This is a genomic window from Nonlabens spongiae (assembly GCF_002117125.1).
Classification (GTDB): domain Bacteria; phylum Bacteroidota; class Bacteroidia; order Flavobacteriales; family Flavobacteriaceae; genus Nonlabens; species Nonlabens spongiae.
Genome location: NZ_CP019344.1, coordinates 290,942 through 310,009 on the forward strand (window position 1 = coordinate 290,942; position 19,068 = coordinate 310,009).

The 19,068-nt window shown below is 39.6% G+C and carries 15 protein-coding genes; 3 read left to right on the top strand and 12 right to left on the bottom strand.

The window, feature by feature from the left end; genetic code table 11:
• Positions 1–201 precede the first annotated feature (201 nt).
• Positions 202–1,107 (top strand): IS982 family transposase, encoded by a 906-nt coding sequence (locus BST97_RS01400; RefSeq protein ID WP_085765563.1) that lies wholly within the window; start codon positions 202–204, stop codon positions 1,105–1,107.
• A 27-nt stretch (positions 1,108–1,134) separates the two neighbouring features.
• On the opposite strand, the gene BST97_RS01405 is transcribed toward BST97_RS01400, so the two are convergent.
• The 8 genes from BST97_RS01405 to BST97_RS01445 all read right to left on the bottom strand — a co-directional run bounded on the left by BST97_RS01405 (position 1,135) and on the right by BST97_RS01445 (position 10,360).
• Positions 1,135–3,105, bottom strand: a complete 1,971-nt coding sequence (locus BST97_RS01405) for a tetratricopeptide repeat protein (RefSeq protein ID WP_085765564.1) — start codon at positions 3,103–3,105, stop codon at positions 1,135–1,137.
• 528 nt (positions 3,106–3,633) lie between these two features.
• A complete protein-coding gene (locus tag BST97_RS01410; protein WP_245833618.1) occupies positions 3,634–4,449 on the bottom strand; it encodes an IS3 family transposase in 816 nt (271 codons plus the stop codon).
• 35 nt (positions 4,450–4,484) lie between these two features.
• The gene (locus BST97_RS01415; protein ID WP_085765566.1) at positions 4,485–4,856 is read right to left on the bottom strand and encodes a transposase; all 372 of its coding nucleotides are present in this window, start codon (positions 4,854–4,856) and stop codon (positions 4,485–4,487) included.
• A 188-nt stretch (positions 4,857–5,044) separates the two neighbouring features.
• A complete protein-coding gene (locus BST97_RS01420; protein WP_085765567.1) occupies positions 5,045–5,605 on the bottom strand; it encodes a helix-turn-helix domain-containing protein in 561 nt (186 codons plus the stop codon).
• A gap of 832 nt (positions 5,606–6,437) precedes the next feature.
• Positions 6,438–6,992 (bottom strand): hypothetical protein, encoded by a 555-nt coding sequence (locus BST97_RS01430; protein WP_085765569.1) that lies wholly within the window; start codon positions 6,990–6,992, stop codon positions 6,438–6,440.
• A gap of 6 nt (positions 6,993–6,998) precedes the next feature.
• Positions 6,999–7,469: an RNA polymerase sigma factor gene (locus BST97_RS01435; RefSeq protein WP_085765570.1), complete on the bottom strand. Its 471-nt coding sequence runs from the start codon at positions 7,467–7,469 to the stop codon at positions 6,999–7,001.
• Positions 7,469–8,842 (bottom strand): serine hydrolase domain-containing protein, encoded by a 1,374-nt coding sequence (locus BST97_RS01440; RefSeq protein ID WP_085765571.1) that lies wholly within the window; start codon positions 8,840–8,842, stop codon positions 7,469–7,471. Before BST97_RS01440 ends, BST97_RS01435 begins: the two co-directional genes overlap by 1 nt.
• 222 nt (positions 8,843–9,064) lie before the next feature.
• Positions 9,065–10,360, bottom strand: coding sequence for a hypothetical protein (locus tag BST97_RS01445; protein WP_085765572.1), 1,296 nt, complete (start codon positions 10,358–10,360; stop codon positions 9,065–9,067).
• 729 nt (positions 10,361–11,089) lie between these two features.
• Here BST97_RS01445 and BST97_RS01450 point away from each other — a divergent pair.
• Complete coding sequence (locus BST97_RS01450) at positions 11,090–12,061, top strand: IS110 family RNA-guided transposase (protein ID WP_085765559.1); 972 nt, start codon at positions 11,090–11,092, stop codon at positions 12,059–12,061.
• A gap of 109 nt (positions 12,062–12,170) precedes the next feature.
• Here the strand turns inward: BST97_RS01450 and BST97_RS01455 are convergent, their stop codons facing one another.
• From BST97_RS01455 to BST97_RS01465, 3 genes are all read right to left on the bottom strand, one after another.
• Positions 12,171–12,557 carry a hypothetical protein gene (locus BST97_RS01455; RefSeq protein ID WP_211277452.1) on the bottom strand — a complete coding sequence of 129 codons (387 nt, stop codon included), beginning with the start codon at positions 12,555–12,557 and terminating at the stop codon, positions 12,171–12,173.
• Positions 12,558–12,910: 353 nt separating this feature from the next.
• Positions 12,911–13,438, bottom strand: a complete 528-nt coding sequence (locus tag BST97_RS01460) for a KdsC family phosphatase (protein ID WP_085765573.1) — start codon at positions 13,436–13,438, stop codon at positions 12,911–12,913.
• Positions 13,435–14,226 carry a Rossmann-like and DUF2520 domain-containing protein gene (locus BST97_RS01465; protein ID WP_085765574.1) on the bottom strand — a complete coding sequence of 264 codons (792 nt, stop codon included), beginning with the start codon at positions 14,224–14,226 and terminating at the stop codon, positions 13,435–13,437. Before BST97_RS01465 ends, BST97_RS01460 begins: the two co-directional genes overlap by 4 nt.
• An 88-nt stretch (positions 14,227–14,314) precedes the next feature.
• Here BST97_RS01465 and ccsA point away from each other — a divergent pair, with 88 nt between their 5' ends.
• Positions 14,315–17,719, top strand: coding sequence for a cytochrome c biogenesis protein (ccsA, locus tag BST97_RS01470; protein ID WP_085765575.1), 3,405 nt, complete (start codon positions 14,315–14,317; stop codon positions 17,717–17,719).
• Positions 17,720–18,326: 607 nt separating this feature from the next.
• Here ccsA and BST97_RS01480 read toward each other — a convergent pair.
• Positions 18,327–18,932 carry a hypothetical protein gene (locus BST97_RS01480; RefSeq protein ID WP_157111373.1) on the bottom strand — a complete coding sequence of 202 codons (606 nt, stop codon included), beginning with the start codon at positions 18,930–18,932 and terminating at the stop codon, positions 18,327–18,329.
• Positions 18,933–19,068 lie beyond the last annotated feature (136 nt).

Consider the following 19,068-nt stretch of genomic DNA (forward strand, 5'->3'; position numbering starts at 1 on the left):
CAATATCAGCCGTAAAGTAACTTGTCTCAAACAGAAAATTTGAGTTTTCAAATCTTTTTCTTTTATCGAGTTGACACTTCCGTGTGTTAATTTATCTCTTACCCGTTGTGCTAGTTAAAATTAAAAAACAGATTAAAAAAAGACCGTGCATTTTGTTGATATTCAGTATATTAATGGTGCCTAATCTGTAATTCTGATACCATGCACGATCTACCTGCAATGTACAAAAAACACCTTTCCTACCTCATTGATCTCTACCAAACCGTCACGGTGGACGGAAACTTCATCAAGCGACCGGTCAACACGAAAATGAATGACCTGGAGGTCATGGCACTCGCCATTACCGGAGAGGCGGCCTCGATCCCCAGCGAGAACCTATTGTTTGCCGAGATAAAGAAGCACTTTCGCGAGGACTTTCCCATGCTGGTCGACCGCACCAGGTTCAACCGGCGCAGGCGCTCGCTCGAGCCACGCTTCAAGGAGTCCGCGGGACTCTTGGGCGACCGTATGGATGATGGCAGATCTGCCCTTCTGGTGGACTCGATGCCCTGTCCCATCGTGCACAACGCCAGGGAGCACCGCATGAAGATCTGTATGGAAGATCTGGGCACGGCTCCGAGAAAGGGCTACTCGGCGGTTGACCGCCGCTACTACATTGGATACAAGCTCCACCTGCTCATGAGTACGCAGGGCATCTTCCATGACATGGCAGTGACCCCAGCAAACGTACACGACATAAAGTTCCTGAAGGAAAGGCAGTACGACGGTAGCGAGGAGAGGCAGATCATCGGCGATCGAGGCTATATATCCAGGGAGCTCCAGGCAGATCTGTTCACAAGCTACGGTATAGAACTTCTCACCCCACCCAGGAAAAACCAGCTGGTCAAAAGCGCATTCTCGCCCGAGAGGAGAAAGAACCGTAAGTTTATAGAGACAAGGTTTTCACAGTTATGCTCCCAGTTCTCCATCAAGATCAACCTGGCAAAGAGCTTCAAGGGCTTCCTGACAAGGGTCTCAAGCAAACTGGCCGCAGTTGCCATGCTGCAGATGTTCAATAGGGAGAACAACAGACCAATAAATAGGATCAGGCATGCATGGAACTACTAGCACAACGGGTTTTCCTAGTCTATTCTATTAACTTTTTATTTTGGCTAATTTTATTTTCATGTTCTTAAATTTATCATCCATAGTTAAATGTTCATAAATATTCATTAAAGTTCGTACGACATCCGTATGATTCGGACGAAGCGCATGCGCTTTTTCTAAATAAACCATCGCATCTTTATACACTTGGGTCCTTTGCTTACTCAATTTATTATACTCAAGATCCTCTGCTTCTGACCTTCCCAATCCATTCATTTGCGTTACAATTTGATTTTCCTTTGAAAGGATGGTGGCCGAAATATTTAATAAGACCTTAAAAGAGTCCGGATTTATTTCAATAGCTTTTTTATAGTTTTCAATAGCTGATTCGATGTTACCACTTTCTGCATTCATTACCCCTAGATTGTACAGTAATTCAGAATCGTTGGGTGTGGCTTTAAGTCTCGTCTCTAACAGCTCTATTGCTTTCTCAAGATTACCATTTTTATAATGCATTTCAATGAGCTTAGTATATAATGCGGTTTGTGGAAATTTTTCTTCATTTGGATGTAGGTATTTAAAGTCTTCAGAATAGAATTGCAACGTCTCTTTATCTAAAAAAACAACCTCCTCGCCAGTGCTTTTTTCCTCCGCCACATAGAGGGTATAAGAAATGTCTTTGTTCAGGTTAATTAATTTATTATACATCGCCTTTGTCTGCTCTTTGTTAGGAATTTCTTCATAGGCTGTGATTGCATAAAGTAAAAAATAGGGCTCATTGGTAAGCATTGACAATTTTTGATATTGAACGGCTGCTTTATCGTAGTTTTGATTGTTGAAAGAAGTAAGTGCACTATTGTACAATCTATTTTTAACAGCTACTGCGGCTCTTCTTATCTTTTCCTCATAGAGGTAGTTATTATCCTTCAACACTTCAGCTTCTTTTTCCAGAAGCGTACGATCTAAGGAATCCGGGTCACCGATACTAGCCATTGCTTTTAAAAGTCTTACGGTCTGTTTTTGGGAATTACTTAAGGTGCTTAGATATTTTTCCTTGCTAAGTTTTTCAGCAGTTGATTTGAAATCCTCATACCTACCCATTTGAAGGTATGCCGGCAAAAGACCATATAAGTTTTCCCCTTCCTTATTTGGATCCTCAACATACTTAGGCGTATCATTATACTGCGACGTAGTATTGTATTGCTGACGTACCGATGCATCTACGTACCTTGTAATACCGGTATTATAGTTGGCACTACTAAAAATGCTTTTAATAAAACTTTTTGCCCTTGCATTGTTATCCATTGTTTGCTGATATTGTCGTTGGTTTGCCTCTACTTGCCTTTGGATTTGAGCATTTCTTGCATTTTGATATTGCTGGGCTTGCCGTTGTCTTATTTGGTAAATCGATTCTTGTGATTGGTTATTATCAGTATAACTATCACTTTGTCCGCTTGAAGTATATGCTTTTTCATCTGATGTGCTACTTATTGTGTGGGTTTTGGATTGTTCTTTTTCACGTAATCGGTTAATTTCTGCTCGTTTATGCGCCACATCCTGTTCTATAGCATTAACATTGTTTTTCATTCCAAAACGTTGATTCATTTCTTTTAGAAGCCCAATGACTTTTTCATTGTACCCTATGTATTCTTCCAAAAAGGCAATTTTAGCTTGCTTCTTTGTATCAAAATTGGAGTCGTCGTCAGTCAAACTTATTTGATACGCTTTTCGTTTGGCCTTATTAGCTTTGTCTATTAACGCATCTCTTTGCGCGTACATATTATCAATCTCTGCCTGCATTTTTCCTTTGCTAGTTTCCGTGGCTGAACTGTGTTTGCATTTGCATTTGGCATAGGCACTACCAGTTTCCTGAGCAACGTCGCACCAGCTTTTTCCATCTGGCAAGACAATACTTCCGTTTCGGTCAGGATCCAAGAGGTGCTCACACGGGTCGTCTTGTGCAAACACTGAAGTACCAAGAAATAATATCAGGATTATCGAGTAAATATTCTTATGGTTCATAATTTATGGTTTTTATTTCGAGCAATGCTTAGTCCGGTTTTTATACTATAAGTTTATGATAAATAATTTATTATCGAAATACCCAATAATAGGGCATTTTTCAGCTTGTTGCCAACGCCCACCGCATAAAGCGAGTGTGGCATTTTCGGCTGGTTCGCGTTATCGGTGGTATTGGTTTGTTGCCTCTAAAAGTAGGCAATAGTTTTGGATTCTGGCCGCCACACAGAGAGCTTTTGAATCCCGATAGCTATCGGGACGCTTTATGCACTGTTGTCGGTGGTGCGCTCACCGGTATGGTTTTCCCCAGGTGGCTGGTTTGTTTATTGGGCATTTTCACGCGGTGGGCGTTGTCGGTGATTGAATGTTGTGGGAGCCTTGAAATTGGTTGATGCACATCTGTTTCTTGGTTGTGCCACCGCTCGGTGGATCGTGGGGACCTTTGTCTCGGATGGATGATTTCATGGCGGAGCAACATGTCCCTTGGGCAATGTCACGTCCTGAAATATGGCTACAGGTTAATAATTGTTTTTACGCTGCATTTTGGTGCACATAATCTGGTGTTTTATAGTCTAAAGATAAATGTAATCTGATAGAGTTGTATAAGTTGATTGCATTTTTTGCTGCGCGCCTTGCGTGTAGCAGATTATCAAAGGTTTGGTCGAGATAGAACTCGTCCTTGAGGATTCCGTTTACACGCTCCGCGAGAGCGTTTTCGTAGCAATGATTATCCTCTGTCATGCTGATTCTGATATTTTTTCTAATCAAGATGTTTGTATAGACATTGCTGCAATATTGTATGCCACGGTCAGAATGGTGTATTTGTGGTGACCGCTTGCCAGACTGCTTCAGGGCTTTTTGGAGAGCCCTTACGCAGCCTGCCAGCTCAAGGCTGTCACTGAGGTCGTAGCCTACTATCTTACGGCTGTACATATCTGTTATGAGCGCGAGGTAGCAAAAGCCCTTGACGGTCCTTATGTAAGTGATATCGCTGACCCATACTTGGTTGGGTTTGGTAATCTCCATATCCTTGATGATGTTCTTGTACTTGTAGAACCTGTGAAATGAGTTTGTGGTTCTGTGGTGTGCTTTCTTTCTGTGTATCAACATATCGTGTTTTCTTAAGATGTTAAATAAAGTGTCCCTGCCTACTTTAAGATTTGCTTGCTTGAAGCTGGCATCCAGAGACTTAATAAGCTTTCTGGTGCCTTCTCTGGGAAGGGATTTGCGTCTTTGTCTGACTATCTCGACTATCTTCTGTTCCTTCTCTGAACGCTTGTCTGCTCTACGTTTGTATTTGTAGTAGGCATCACGTTTAAGGTCAAAGCATTTGCAAATAGTGGACAAGGAAGCAAATCCCTTGGACTTCTCCCTGGCTTTAATTAGGGCTTGATACTTAGCTTTTTTTTTAGCTCCAGGACTGATTTGTAGCCCAGCTGTTCTGCAGCAACTTCAAGATAGGATTCATCCACAAGGGCATCCATATCCTTTTTCAAGAGTAGTTTTTTAAGCTGTTCAATCTCTTTCTGAAGCTGTTTGATACGTGTTATTTCATCTTTTGTTTTCACGGTCACACGGGTATTCATAAGGTCTTTACGGTTGTATTTCTTAATCCATTCATTGATGGTAGAAGGAGCGATACCGTAGGCCTTACCTAATTGATACTTGTTTAGTTTTCCGGTGGTAAGTTCGTCCAGAATCTTGAGTTTAAAAGACTCTGAATACCGTCTGATTACTTTGTCATTTTTGTACATAATTGTTTAAGATTATGTAGCCTTTATTCAGGACGGGTCACAATCACCGACAACGGTCTCGTATAACCGTCAGTTACGGGTTAATATGCGTTAATTTTCGGTTTAGCACTGGCGTTAGCAATTTCGAGTGGATTCGGACGTAGTCGAATCCGCCGTAATTGCGGTTATACATTGTTGTAAAACGTTGTTTATTCCTTTTTTTTAATAAGTTCATTTCCAAAGTATAATACAGATAGACTAATTAAAAGACAAGGGAATAATCCAGTGACGAATCCTGTTGGAAATCCGGGTTTTACCATAACCAAAATAAAGTAAACGATATAACCAAATCCGAATTTGAGCATTCTTTCCATTCCGATCATTCTCTTTGTCATTACAACTATGAAAAATGGAAGAAATACACTCAATAAATATCCGCCAAACACGCTATTCATATTTGCGTTTGAATCTAAAGTTAGAAAACCGATAATTCCCATTAAAACCATATTCAGAGCTATGAGAAAAAGTCCGTTAACAATTTTCGTCCCAATATTTTTTTCTTGGATAGAATTTTCCGTTATAATCAATTCCTTTGAGTCAATTTCTAAAACTTCACAAATCAAATTTAGAGTTTTTCCTCTCGGTTCACTTTCAGAGTTTTCAATCCGTTGAATTGTTCTCAAATTTATTTTTGCTTGTTCAGCCAATTCTTCTTGAGTTAATCCTTTAATTTTTCGAGTTTCGCTTATTTTCTTTGCAATCCAGTTCATTCTATTAGTTACTTTTATTTAAATCTAAAAGTAGTTATTCGGTCAAAATATGATAACGGTTTTCATCTGATTTTTATACGACATTTGCTTTGTCATTAAAAGTCGTAAAGTTTTTTACAAATGTTTTACAACGGTCTTGTATATCTTTCAGTTGTGGGAATTTGGGACTAAAGATAGTAAAAAGAACTGACTTTAACGCGTGAGCGTTTGTGTCCGCAGGACACATAGCCACAATTGAAGATATACGTTGTTGCCAAAAGTATTTTTCTTTTAAAAAATAACTTTTCGGTTTTGTTTTAAACTCACTTTCTAAAGAATACATTTAAAAGAAACTTTTTTTGCGTTCAGATCCGCCGCAAAGATTTTTAAATTTATTGAGCAAGAGTGAGTGCGCAAAGATTATCCTTTTTTTCTTTTTTTAGCGTTTTCATTTTTGCGTCCAGATCAGCCATCAGGATTTTTTTAATTTTTTTAGAGCAGGAGTGAGCACGCTCTATTTTTAATTTTTTTGTGTTCAGCTATTTTTAGTCAATTGAAAACCGCAACAACTTTTCACAAAATTTATTTTCAAGAGTTTTGTTTAGAGATTTTCCAGTTTTAAAAATCTAGAACTTAAATGAAATAAATGTTTTTCGGTTTTAAAACACATTTAAAAGCTGAAACTTACGTTTTTTGTTTCATATTTTTGGCAACGGTATTGTATATAAAAAGTTGCGGATTTTATGCACTAACTTTTCGGTTTGGTACTGACCGTTAAATTTATGCAATTCACTTTAGATTTAGCACTTAAACCGCTATTTTTTATATACGTTGTTACCACACGTTTTTTTCATCATTCTGTAACATTGTCAAATTCTACTAGTGTCTTTTTAATACCTTCAATTCTTTTAAGCCAATTTCTGTTCGATAAATATACCAATAGTATTAAGGTCATTATCATACCAACAAGTATAAAATATTTTCCTTGTGTAAAATCAATGGATGAAGTGAAAAAAGATATTATTGCTGAACCAAATAGAAATGAGGTTAATAAAATAAAAATAGACATTCGCTTTAATGTATTTTGAAAACTGATTAGTGATTCTTTCAAGTTGTCTCCTTTTATAGGATTTCTTAATACAAACCATCCGATAAATCGAGAAATTATATATACAATTGAAGTGATAACCAACAATATATTTGTCCAAAGAGGTTTAGTATTAGCATCAAAACCTTTATAATATACTGCCAAAAAAACAATTACCATTGTAGTTTCAATCATTAATTTTATCCGCATTCTTTTGATATTGGAATGATTCTTTATTTTAGTCATCATAGATAATTCTGTTTGGTTTCTTTTACCTTGTCCTGTTTTCTTCCAGTTTGATTTTATGTTATCGAGTTCCATAGTTTTCTATTCTAAAATGTTTTTGAGTTTTTCTTTAATTCTACTGATTTTTACGCCTACATAATTTTCAGTTATTCCAGTAATTTCACCAATTTCGTTGTACGGATAATCTTCTAAATACAAGGCAATTATTGCTCTTTCTGCTTTATTTAAAGTTCTAATGGCTTCAAACAATCGTTCCTCGTTTTCAGATGATGTTTCCATATACTTTGAATGATGTTCTTTAGGAATCTTCTCGTTGAATTCAAGCTCTATTTTATTTTTTCTAAATATTGCTATTGCTGTGTTTAAAGCTATGCGATACATCCAAGTGCTTACTTTTGATTCTCTTCGGAATTTGGGATATGATTTCCATAATTGAAGTACAATTTCTTGAAATAAATCTTCTTGGTCCTCTCTTGTGTCCCTATACATTTTGCAGACCTTGTAAATAATCCCTTGATTATCTTCTACTATTTTTAAAAAGTCTTTCTCCACTATTTAGTTTCTTTTTTGAAGTTAAAAGTTTTCCCCATTCTTTCTGCCATTAAACCAGAAACCAAATCATTATCAATTTGAAATGTTATTTCAATTTCTATTTTTTTACCAAAAAATTGGTGATTTCCTTTCGGGTAAATTTTAAATGGTGGATTGTTTCCAAGCTTTGCATAAAGACTGTTTTCTACATTTTTTATAATGAGTACCATTTTACTTGTTTCTGAAATGAAACTTCCACTATACATTTCGAGATTGACAGATTTTTCAGATATTTTTTCTATTGACGGTATTCGAAAAGGTTGTCCAAATACAATTTTCTCAACGTCTGATGCAATTGATGAAATTGGTAATGTGGAAATGTTACTTAAAATAATGATACTTATTTGTTTATTACGGTACATTGAATTGTAGGTAGAATATCCCCAAGTTCCGCCACCGTGATATTGTTTTTTGGGCACACTAGAACTCTTATACCACCCATAATTGTAACTTTCACTATTCTTTTTGGTCTGTTGAGTAAATATATTTGCTTTAGTTTTTTCGCTCAAAAGTGTATTTGAGAAGAAGCTGTTGTTCCATTTTAATAAATCCGTTGTGGTAGAATACATATCTCCAGCTCCTTTTAACATAGAATAATTTCGATATGGTGCAGCTACTAAACTATCATCAGTAACTAAATGATAGCCCGAAGTCAGTTGTGGGATTATTTTTAAGTCGTCAACGATGCCGGTTTCTGTCATTTGCAGTTTGGTCAAGATTTTATCCTTCAATATATTCTCAAAGCTGCTATTATAAACGCTCTCAAGTATTGTTGCTAAAAGATGATATCCCAAACTTGAATAATGCATTTGTGAACCTGGTTCAAAAAGTAAATCAAGAGTATTGATTTCCGTTATGAATTGTTCTGGTGTCATTTGTAGTTTTGATTTTATATGCCAATAATCTTTAATGCCTTCATTGTGTGGTAAGCCTGAAGTATGTGACAATAATTGCTCTATTGTTATATCTTTAAATTTTGGTGATACTGCACTTATGTAGTCAATGGCTTTATCTTGAATATTTAATTTACCTTCCTCTTGAGCGATTGCGATAAGTGTTCCAGTAAAAGTTTTAGTAATTGAGGCTATTCGATATTTAGCATCTTTTTTCAATTTGAGATTATTCTCGTAGGATGCCAAACCAACTGTTTGTTGAAAGAGGATATTTTTTCCTTTGGCTACAAGTATTTCTCCATTAAAACCTTCTTTTAAATGGATGGCATTGAGATAGGTTTCGAGCTTTTTTGAATCTATAAAACCTTTTGTTTGGGAATTAGCAGTTAAAGATAATCCAAGTAGTAGAGAGATTATGTATAATGTTTTTATTGAGTTCATAAGACAACGTTTTAATTTCTATTTTCTTTATAGGTTGTCTTAAATGTTCAAAATCTTACACGTTTTAATATTTTTTCTTGGTTACTCGATTTTTTTTTCAAATGTGTGGTAACGGTCTTGTATAACAATCAGTTGCGGATTGTTTGGAAACTAAGATAGCTAAAATTACCGACTTTTATGCCTGCGCGGTTGTGTCCGCAGGACACAAAGCCGCAATTGTTGTTATACGGTGTTGGTAACAGTATTTTCTAATTCTATTTTGTATAACTCTCCATTCTCAATTAAAAATTCTTGTGGTTTTTCTATATTTCGTATAAAGTTATTTAGTAACGTAGAATTTTGGTCAAATATTAATTCATTTTCAATTCTTAATTCATTTACAAAATTTCTATTAGAATTAACTATTTCCTTTTTTTCTATTGTTTTGTTTCTTTTGTTATTTCTAAAAAAATACCATTTATCAAACCATTTTGTATTAATTGAATTTCCTAAATTATGAAGTTCTCCTTCGTGTTTCTTGAAAAAATTAAAATAGTCTTTTTGCATTTCTTTAAATTCATCGGTTAAGTCGTTTACGATTGCTTTATTAAATTCGTTAGCATACTTAAATTCCAATATTTTTCCAAAAATGAACAATTCTTGTAATGAAAGAAAATATTGAATACTCTTTTGGAAATTACTTTCTTCATCTTTTTTTATTTTCTCAATAGAATTTTTATAGAAATGGATTAATTCATAGACTTCTATGTTTTTAGCTATAATGTTTGATAAAACTGCATTTTTATAATTTTCGTTTTCACTAATCAAATCAAACTGTGAAAAAGCTTTCTTGTAAAACACAATCATTGCTTCAATTTTGGCTTCTTTCTTAATAAATTCGAGGTCGATTAAGGTTTCTAATCTTTCGTTAATCTCCTTTAAATTGAAATTTATTTTTGCAAGATAATGTTGTTTAATAATCATATTTCCTGCGCTGTAAGCAAGCATAGGTGCAGAGACCATTAAATTTGACACATAACTTCCGTGAGCTAAAATTTTTCCACCACTCATTATTGCTGTTCCTTGTCCATTTGCAATATTCATAACATTTCCAGTAACACCTTTGGGAAAATTGAACAGATATGATTGTGATAATAAACCACCTGAAATAAATTCGGGAATATTTCCGATTGCTTGTAATATTCGATTTGGCTTATTATCTAATGATTTTTTGTTAGTGACTTGAGGGTTTGTTTTTGCTAATTTTTGAAATGAAAAAATGGAATCTTTAGTTAGTGAGTCAATAATCTTAAATTCGGTTGGAATAGTTTTTCTAGGCTTTAATAATTGAGTCATTTTTAACAACTCATTTTCTATTTTTCTGCTTTTTTCTTGGTGGTCTTTATTGTAATCAGAAACAGTTTTAAGTGAAGTTTGTAATTTAAAAAATTCCGACTTTATTTCAGAAAGTTCAGATTTTATGGTCTCTGAATTTTCATTCAATTCTTTAAATCCAAAAAGTTTTTTAAATATGTTCATATGTCTGTCTCATATTGTTACCAACGCCCACCGCATAAAGCGAGTGTGGCGTTTTCGGCTGGTTCGCGTTATCGGTGGAATCGGTTTGTTGCCTCTAAAAGTAGGCAATAGTTTTGGATTCTGGCCGCCACACAGAGAGCTTTTGAAAATGCCACATTCGCTTTATGCCTTGTTGTCGGTGGTGCGCTCACCGGTATGGTTTTCCCCAGGTGGCTGGTTTGTTTATTGGGCATTTTCACGCGGTGGGCGTTGTCGGTGATTGAATGTTGTGGGAGCCTTGAAATTGGTTGATGGTCATCTGGTTCTTGGTTGTGCCACCGCTCGGTGGATTGTGGGGACTTTTGTCTCGGATGGATGATTTCATGGCGGAGCAACATGTCCCTTGGGCAATCACCGACAACGGTCTCGGCTATGAGTAGTTGCGTGGTTTAGCACTTAACTTAGCAAGTATGCACCAAACTGAAAATCCGCGAGGATTTTCAGAAATAGGCAATAACAAGCAATTACTTATAGCCATCTTAAGTTTGATTTCAGTTAATTTTATTAGATAAACCAGAAAGAACAAAAGAGAGGATTAAGGTCAATATAGCCAGAGGAACTTTAGATTCCGTCAACATTGATGATCACCTCTCTTTTCCACTTTTAGTTCGTTCAGTTCTGTGAGACCTTTGGATCTCGTTTTTAAGTTGTTGAAGCCTAGGTGGATCGTTCTTTCCCAATTAAATATCTATGGATAAATATAGTAAAATCCACGGTGTGGATATCAGTAAGGATTTCTTTGATGTAATTGACGATCTGGGCAACCACTACCAGTTTGACAACAGCCTGAATGGTTTCAGGAAGTACCTCAAGACATTGGACGCTGAGAGCCTTGTTGTCATGGAGGCGACGGGCTATTACCACTATCTGCTGGCTCAGTTCCTGCACGACTCTGACATCGCCGTCTCGGTAGTCAATCCATTGTCGGTAAAGCGTTTTCTGCAGATGAAGCTTACCAAGGTAAAGACCGACAAGAGCGATGCAATGGGCATCAGGGACTATGCAATGGTCAATGAGGTTCCGCTCTACGATGGCAAGGGAGCCGTACAGGCGGAATGTCTACAATTGCTGGCCCTGATGGACATCTACCTCAAACAGCGCACTCAGGTCAAAAACAAGATCCACGGAGAGAAGGTACTGGGCACGCCTTCAAAAGCGGTGTTTGGTTCCTTAAAAAGAACCTTGAAGATGCTGGACAGGGAACTGGTCTCGCTCAACGAGCGCCTATTGTCGCTGGTCAAGCAGGATCAACAGGTACAGCTTACCAATCTTAAGAGCATACCTGGTCTGGGCGATAGGACATCTGCGCTGTTGATCGTACTCACAGAGGGCTTTACCAAGTTTGACAACGCCTCACAGCTGCGTAACTATGCCGGCATCACACCCACGATAAGGCGGTCTGGCAGCAGCATAAGGGGTAGGAGCAGAATAAGCAAGGTGGGCAACCGAAAGCTTCGTAACCACTTGTTTTTGTGCGCTTTCTCTGCAAGTAGACACAACAAGGCATGTAGGGAGCTCTACGAACGTATCACGGCCAAGGGCAAGAGCAAGAAGTTGGCACTTATCGCCGTATCCAACAAACTATTGAAACAGGCATTTGCCATTGCAAAATCCGGCCTGCCCTATGACGATGGCTACGTTTCCCGTCTGGTCAAGGAGTAGAAATGAAGTTAAAAAATACTGGTGGTGTTGATGGCTTGTTGGACTGGAGGCAAACCTGATAGGGTTTGTCCCATTTCAACAATGCCACGTAGCCGGATCGTGCCTAAAATTAACGAGTAATTTGCTTGGTTTTAAACTCAGTTCTTTGTTGTGTGTAGGTTTTATTTTTATTTATCAATTCAGTTATTTTTTTCGCTTTTCCATAATCCGCATCATTCAGCCATATTTTTAAATTCCGCTTTTCAGTTTTCAGAATTAAATTTGCTTTCGTTTTAAATTTCCCTCCGTTTCCACTTCCAGTTAAAAAGTCGACTACTACGCTCAAAATTGAAATCAGCCAATTAGTTCGTTCAGAGTTCAATTCCGCACTTTTTATTTCAGTGTATGAGTAAGTTCCGTTATTTTCCGGTTCGGAAGCATCAATGACATTAAATTCATCCGTATTCAGGATAAATTTTAATTCAGGTTTATTTCTCAATTCAACAGTTTCTGTCATTCAGCGTTCTGATTTTTTAACTTACACACAACTAGTGTATATCCGCAATATATCAAAAACTACCATATATACACCTCATTCTAGCGGTATATCCGCAAGTTTTTGAGCAAATATCTATATTGCGGTATAAATGGTATATAAGCATGTTTGACGATTTTATAACGCCTATCGAGATCAGAAAATACCGCCCAAAGCCGTAAAAACTTTGAATGGTTTAATGTTCGCATTTCAAAGACTTATAGAACATCTCTCGCGCATCTATTTTGTAGAATCTCATTTTTGAAACCAATGTATTAGAACGACCTGCTATAAGTTTTAACAACATCATCTGCGATAAATAAATTTTAACCTTTCTAACTACTCCTCACTTTTTCACTACCCGGCACATTCCAGTCACCGCGCACCTTCATCACCTGCTCGATCACGTCGCGCACGCAGGCATCACCACCGCGCCTGTGGGACACGTAGTCGCTCACGGCCTTGATCTCGGGAATCGCGTCTTGCGGGCAGGTGGCAAGACCGGCATATTCCAGTGCGGGAACATCGGGCATGTCGTCGCCCATGTAGAGAATTTCTTCCGGTTTCAGGTCGTTTTGCGCCACGTAGTCGTGCATTTGTACCATTTTCTCACTGGCGTTCAGGAAAACATCAGTCACGCCCAGGCCTTCCAGTCTGGATTTTACGCCCTCGTTGCGGCCGCCGGTGATGATGCACACCTTGTAACCGGCATAAAGCGCCGCCTTCATGGCATAACCGTCCTTGGCATTCATCGTGCGCAGCAGCTCGCCACTTTCTGAAATCAGCAGCCGGCCGTCAGTCAGCACGCCGTCCACGTCCAGTATAAAAGTGGTAATGTTTCTCAGTTTCTGTTTATAGCTCATTTTTTGAATTCGTTTTGAATGGAATTTGACAGCACGCGGTACAACTCGCGGTCGGTTGCAGGCAACAGTTCCAGGTGGCTGTTCATGGTTTTTATATCGTTTCTCAGCGCTGGTCCTGTCTGCGATGTTGCAGGGGAGAGGGATCTCGCTTTCGCGAAAGTTTCTTCCATCAACGCATCGAGAATAGCTGGATCTATAGCACCATTTTCAAGAATCTGCTGGCTTTTATGATAACAGTGATTCACAAAGTTGTTCATGAAAACGGCAGCAAGATGCAAATGTTGACGTTTTTCTGAGGGCAAATGGTGGATTTGAGATCCCATCGTGCTTGCGAGACTTTCCAAAATATCTCCCGTGGTAGCAGTATTCCATTCTAGGCAGATCGGTATCTTGCTGAAATCTGGGACTCTGCTTTTACTAAAACTCTGCGGCAGGTAAAACACCCCACGGTTCTTATGTTTTGAGAGCGCGTCCAGGCTTGTGTTCCCGCTGGTATGCGCCACGACCGCATCAGTCATTGGAATTTGTTCTGATAGGTCACGGATCTTATCATCTGGCACTGCAATGAGGATCAGATCGGTAGGAGGGAGCTCCTCGAGTGTTTCCGCTCTTGGTGCACTTACTCCGGGCACACTAGCACCCGACTTGTTGTAGTAGCCCGTGAGCTGGATTTCTACGGGTGTTTTTTGATTTCCCGCTTTCGCGAAAGCGAGATCACCACCAGCCTCAAACCTTCTACAAAGATGTCCACCCAGGTTACCGGTTCCTATGACAAATATCTTGATCATGACTGTAAAAATAAGCACTGGAACGCGACCCAACAGCCAAGGCTAAGACGCTTTTGTGAAGTATCTTTGCCACCAGTTTTAAAAGCTTATGAAAGAGCGTATATACGGCCTGTTATTTGGAACCCGAACGATGACATTTTTACTGCTGGCTTTTGCCCTGAGCATGGCCGCAGGAACCTTTATAGAAAATTCCTACGACACGCCCACCAGTAAGATGTGGGTGTATAACGAGTGGTGGTTTTCCCTACTCATGCTGTGGTTGATGCTCAATTTTATAGGGAACATAAAACGTTACCAGCTGTTGCAATGGAAAAAATGGGCTACACTTACCTTACACCTTTCTTGGATACTCATAATCATAGGTGCCGGTATCACCCGATACATTTCATTTGAAGGGATGATGCTCATAAGAGAAGGCCAGACCGAGAATACTTTCTTTAGCGAAGAGACTTATTACGACGTCATCATCCAGGGAGAGGACGCAAATGGAAATCCCATGCAAAGATCTGTCAAGGAAGAATTATTGATCTCCCAGTACGATTACAAGCGCAGCGATGATTTTAAATTTTATGATAAAACGGTCACGGTAACCATAGACAGCTTGATCTACGACGCAGTAGAAGGCTTAAAACCTACCGCTGACGGTTCTGGTGAGCGCTACCTCAAGATCGTGGAAGCTGGTGGCGGGAACCGTCACGACCACTTGCTGAAAGAAGGAGAAGAGGCGAGCATCCACGGTGTGCTTTTTGGCGTGAACGTAGATCCAGAAGAAGCGGCCGAAAAGGGTTTGATCAACATCATCGAGAACTGGGACGGTTATACCATCCAGACACCATTTGACGGTGAATACATGCGCATGGCAGACCAGCAAAAGGGAACGGTGGTCAAAGACAGCATACAACCTTTACAGCTGCGATCGCTCTACACCATGGCGGGAATGCAATTTGTTATCCCGCAGCCAATTATGGAAGGCGAGCTGGGTATCGTTCAAAGCCCAGAACCTACCGCTGCAAAAGCTTTTGGTTTGCTGGCCACGGTAACCAGCGGCGACGAGTCCAAAAAAATCGAGATGCGTGGGCAAAAAGGCATCATCTCTGATTATACTGATGTAGACATCAACGGTCTGAAAGTTTACATAAAGTACGGATCCATCGCGCGTGAGCTGCCTTTCCAGATCAAGTTGAACGATTTTATCGCTAATAAATACCCGGGAACCGAGAAAGCTTACAGTTCGTTTGAAAGCAAGGTTACCGTGATCGATGAAGATGGTGAAAGCGATGAACACATCTACATGAACCACGTTCTTGATAAAGAAGGCTACCGTTTCTTCCAGGCTGGTTTTGATCCCGATGAGGGCGGGACACACCTTTCCGTAAATCATGATTTCTGGGGTAAAACGATTACCTATGCAGGTTATTATTTATTATATATAGGTCTGCTGGCGTTGCTTTTTGATCCCAATACCCGTTTTGGTGAACTGCGCAAACTGATTGAAAGAATCAATAAAAGAAAGAAAAAACAACTGGCTACTGCCGTGGTTATGCTCTTTGCATTTATGGGCGTGGCTCAGAATGGAACGGTCGCCCAAGATCACAACCACGATCACGACCACACGCAACAAAACCAGCAGGAGACACATGATCACACGCACGATTCCCACAGTACCGCCATGCAAGTGCGCGAGGGAACGAGCACTAATCTGGACGAGGCAGAGCTGAACCGAGCAGCTGATAGCGTTGCGGTTCCTGACATGCCTCAAATTTTTGAGCCCATCCCTAAAAAGCTCGCTGATAGTATTATCGTAGCCAATATGGTTCCTATCGCGCAAGCAGAGCGATTTGGTAGAGTGGTGGTACAAGATAATGGGCGTATGAAACCCATGTCCACGCTGGCAAGCGAGATTCTACGCAGGCTCTCAGAACATGATTACTATGAGGCTGAAGTGAACGACAGTATTGTAAAACTCACTCCAGAGCAGACCATGTTAAGCATGATGCAGTTTGGTCAAATGTGGTTTGACGTACCGGTCATTAAATTAAATTATAAAAATGATTCTTTAAAGGACATTCTAGGGGTAGATCGTAGTACCAAATATGCTCGAGGAATGGATTTCTTTAGACTAGAGGACAACTCGCTAGGTGGCTATAAAATCTCACCTTACCTGGACGAGGCTAACACCGCTGATGTGAAGACGAGCATCCAGCAAGGTTTTATTGATATTAACTACACCGTTGGACTTTTAGACCAAGTGATCTCGGGATCCATTTTTAAAATCTTTCCGAGCCCAGTTGCCGAAAATAATAAATGGTACTCACCGGTAGAGTGGAACGAGGCCGGTTTTGAAGATGAACCTACCCGCAATTTCTTGAGGGATTTTGTTCCAGCTTATGTTTCATTATTACGCCAGGGAAATGAAACCGGAAATTACTTACGAGCAAATACGGTACTCAACAACTTACTGGAATTCCAGCGCACCTATGGCGCAGACGTGATTCCCAGCGAGGAAAAAATCGAGGCAGAAATACTTTATAACAAGTACGACGTTTTCAAAAATCTATATAAATGGTACGTATGGTTTGGCGTCCTTATGTTGATTCTCTTGATTGTGGAGATCTTGAGGCCTATGAAAGAAATACGCTGGAGTATCAAATTTCACAAATGGGTGATTTTTGGACTATTCCTGGTGCACACAGCTGGGCTTGGAATGCGATGGTACTTGAGTGGTCATGCGCCTTGGTCAGATGCTTATGAATCATTGATCTATGTGGCGTGGGCAACGATGGGCTTCGGTTTGGCATTCGGGCGTAAGAGTGAAATGACCATTGCTTCCACAGCTTTTGTGGTATCCATTATATTATGGGTGGCGCAATTGAACTGGCTTGATCCAGCAATTGCCAATTTACAGCCGGTTCTGGATTCTTACTGGTTGATGATCCACGTGGCAGTCATTGTGGGTAGTTACGGTCCTTTTGCGCTGGGGATGATTCTAGGTTTAGTGACTTTGCTCTTGATGATATTTTCGACTAAAAAGAACCGCAAGAAAATGGATCTCAACATCAAGGAGCTCACCTACATCAACGAGATTGCCTTAACCGTAGGTTTGATTATGCTCACCATCGGGAACTTTCTGGGTGGTATGTGGGCCAATGAATCTTGGGGACGTTACTGGGGCTGGGATCCTAAGGAGACTTGGGCATTGATTACCATTTTTATTTATGCCTTTGTGCTGCACTTGAGACTTGTTCCCGGTTTGAAAGGTAGATGGACGTTTAATCTGTGGTCTATTCTGGCTTTTGGGAGTGTGTTGATGACCTATTTTGGGGTTAACTTTTATTTATCGGGCTTACACAGTTATGCCAGCGGTGACCAGATCATTTCTTATCAGTTCATCGTGGTATCGCTTGTGAGTATACTAATCATTGCATTCATTGCGCGCTGGAGGGAGTTCAAGATTCATAAGAATGTGCGGGTTAAGCGTGATAGTGGGAAGTAGGCGCGTGGTCAAACCCTTTTCGTTCGAAAGCAAGCTTTCGGACATCTTTCCCTTCGTCTGAAGGGAAATGCTTTTACTCAGGAGCAGAAGAGCCTCTCCCTTCTTGGAAGGGAGACAGGTCGGCGACGAGGCAGCGTAGCTGGTGAGCGACCAGAGGGTTTTACGGTTGCATTTCCATCATCACGCTCAGTGAAACCCTTTTCGTTCGAAAGCAAGCTTTCGGACATCTTTCCCTTCCTCTGAACGGAAATGCTTTTACTCAGGAGCAGAAGAGCTTCTCCCTTGGTGGAAGGGAGACAGGTCGGCGACGAGGCAGCGTAGCTGGTGAGCGACCAGAGGGTTTTACGGTTGCATTTCCATCATCACGCTCAGTGAAACCCTTTTCGTTCGAAAGCAAGCTTTCGGACATCTTTCCCTTCGTCTGAAGGGAAATGCTTTTACTCAGGAGCAGAAGAGCTTCTCCCTTGGTGGAAGGGAGGCAGGTCAGCGACGAGGCAGCGTAGCTGGTGAGCGACCAGAGGGTTTTACGGTTGCTATTCCTGCCTAAAGCTCGGTAAAACACAAGCGAGCGCTAGGTTCCACACCATGAATTAAAAAGTTTGGTGAGTCAATCTTGACCAAATTCCATCACGACCACTTGATTACTATATCTCAAGGTAGATATAACCGTAATGTAATAGTCATAAAATCCATGGGGCCTTTTCCTATAAGAAGGAATACAGTCTTGATCCATGATATAGTAAACTCTATGTTCTGGAGTGTGATGAGCGAGTAAAAGGAGTGATTTTTTAAAGATTTCTTTGAAGTCTTGAATTTGTTGATCATCACAATCATAATATTTTAAGAGTCTTAGATAGTCTTTCATGTAGGAAACAAATCCATCAAAATCTGTTTTTATAAAATCATCTGAGTCTATATCAACAATTGGGATATTCCCGTAGAGTTCAGGGACATCCACAGTGGGTATTCCCTCAGTAACAATGTGTCTTTCCCATGCAGCATTCATTCTTTCGCGCTCCTTTTCCGTAAAAAAGAAGGCATATTTAAAAATTTTATATTTAAGTAAATTGCCTAGGGAATGCCTAAGGTTTTTGGTTTCTATGACATTGAAATTCAAAAAATCACAGATGGAATTTCGCCAGAATTCATGTTCAATATTTCTTAGTGCAGGTTTAAAAAGACTTTTTCTGAAGAATGATAAATTCTCTTTCAAAGAAATTTTCAGTTTCGACTTTGAAATGATTCTCAAGCGATCATCTTCCATAAAGTTCTACGTGGTTGAAATGCTTTGGTTCTATGCAAACGATGTTTGAAATGTTCTCGCTTTCGCGAAAGCGGAATCTGTAAAT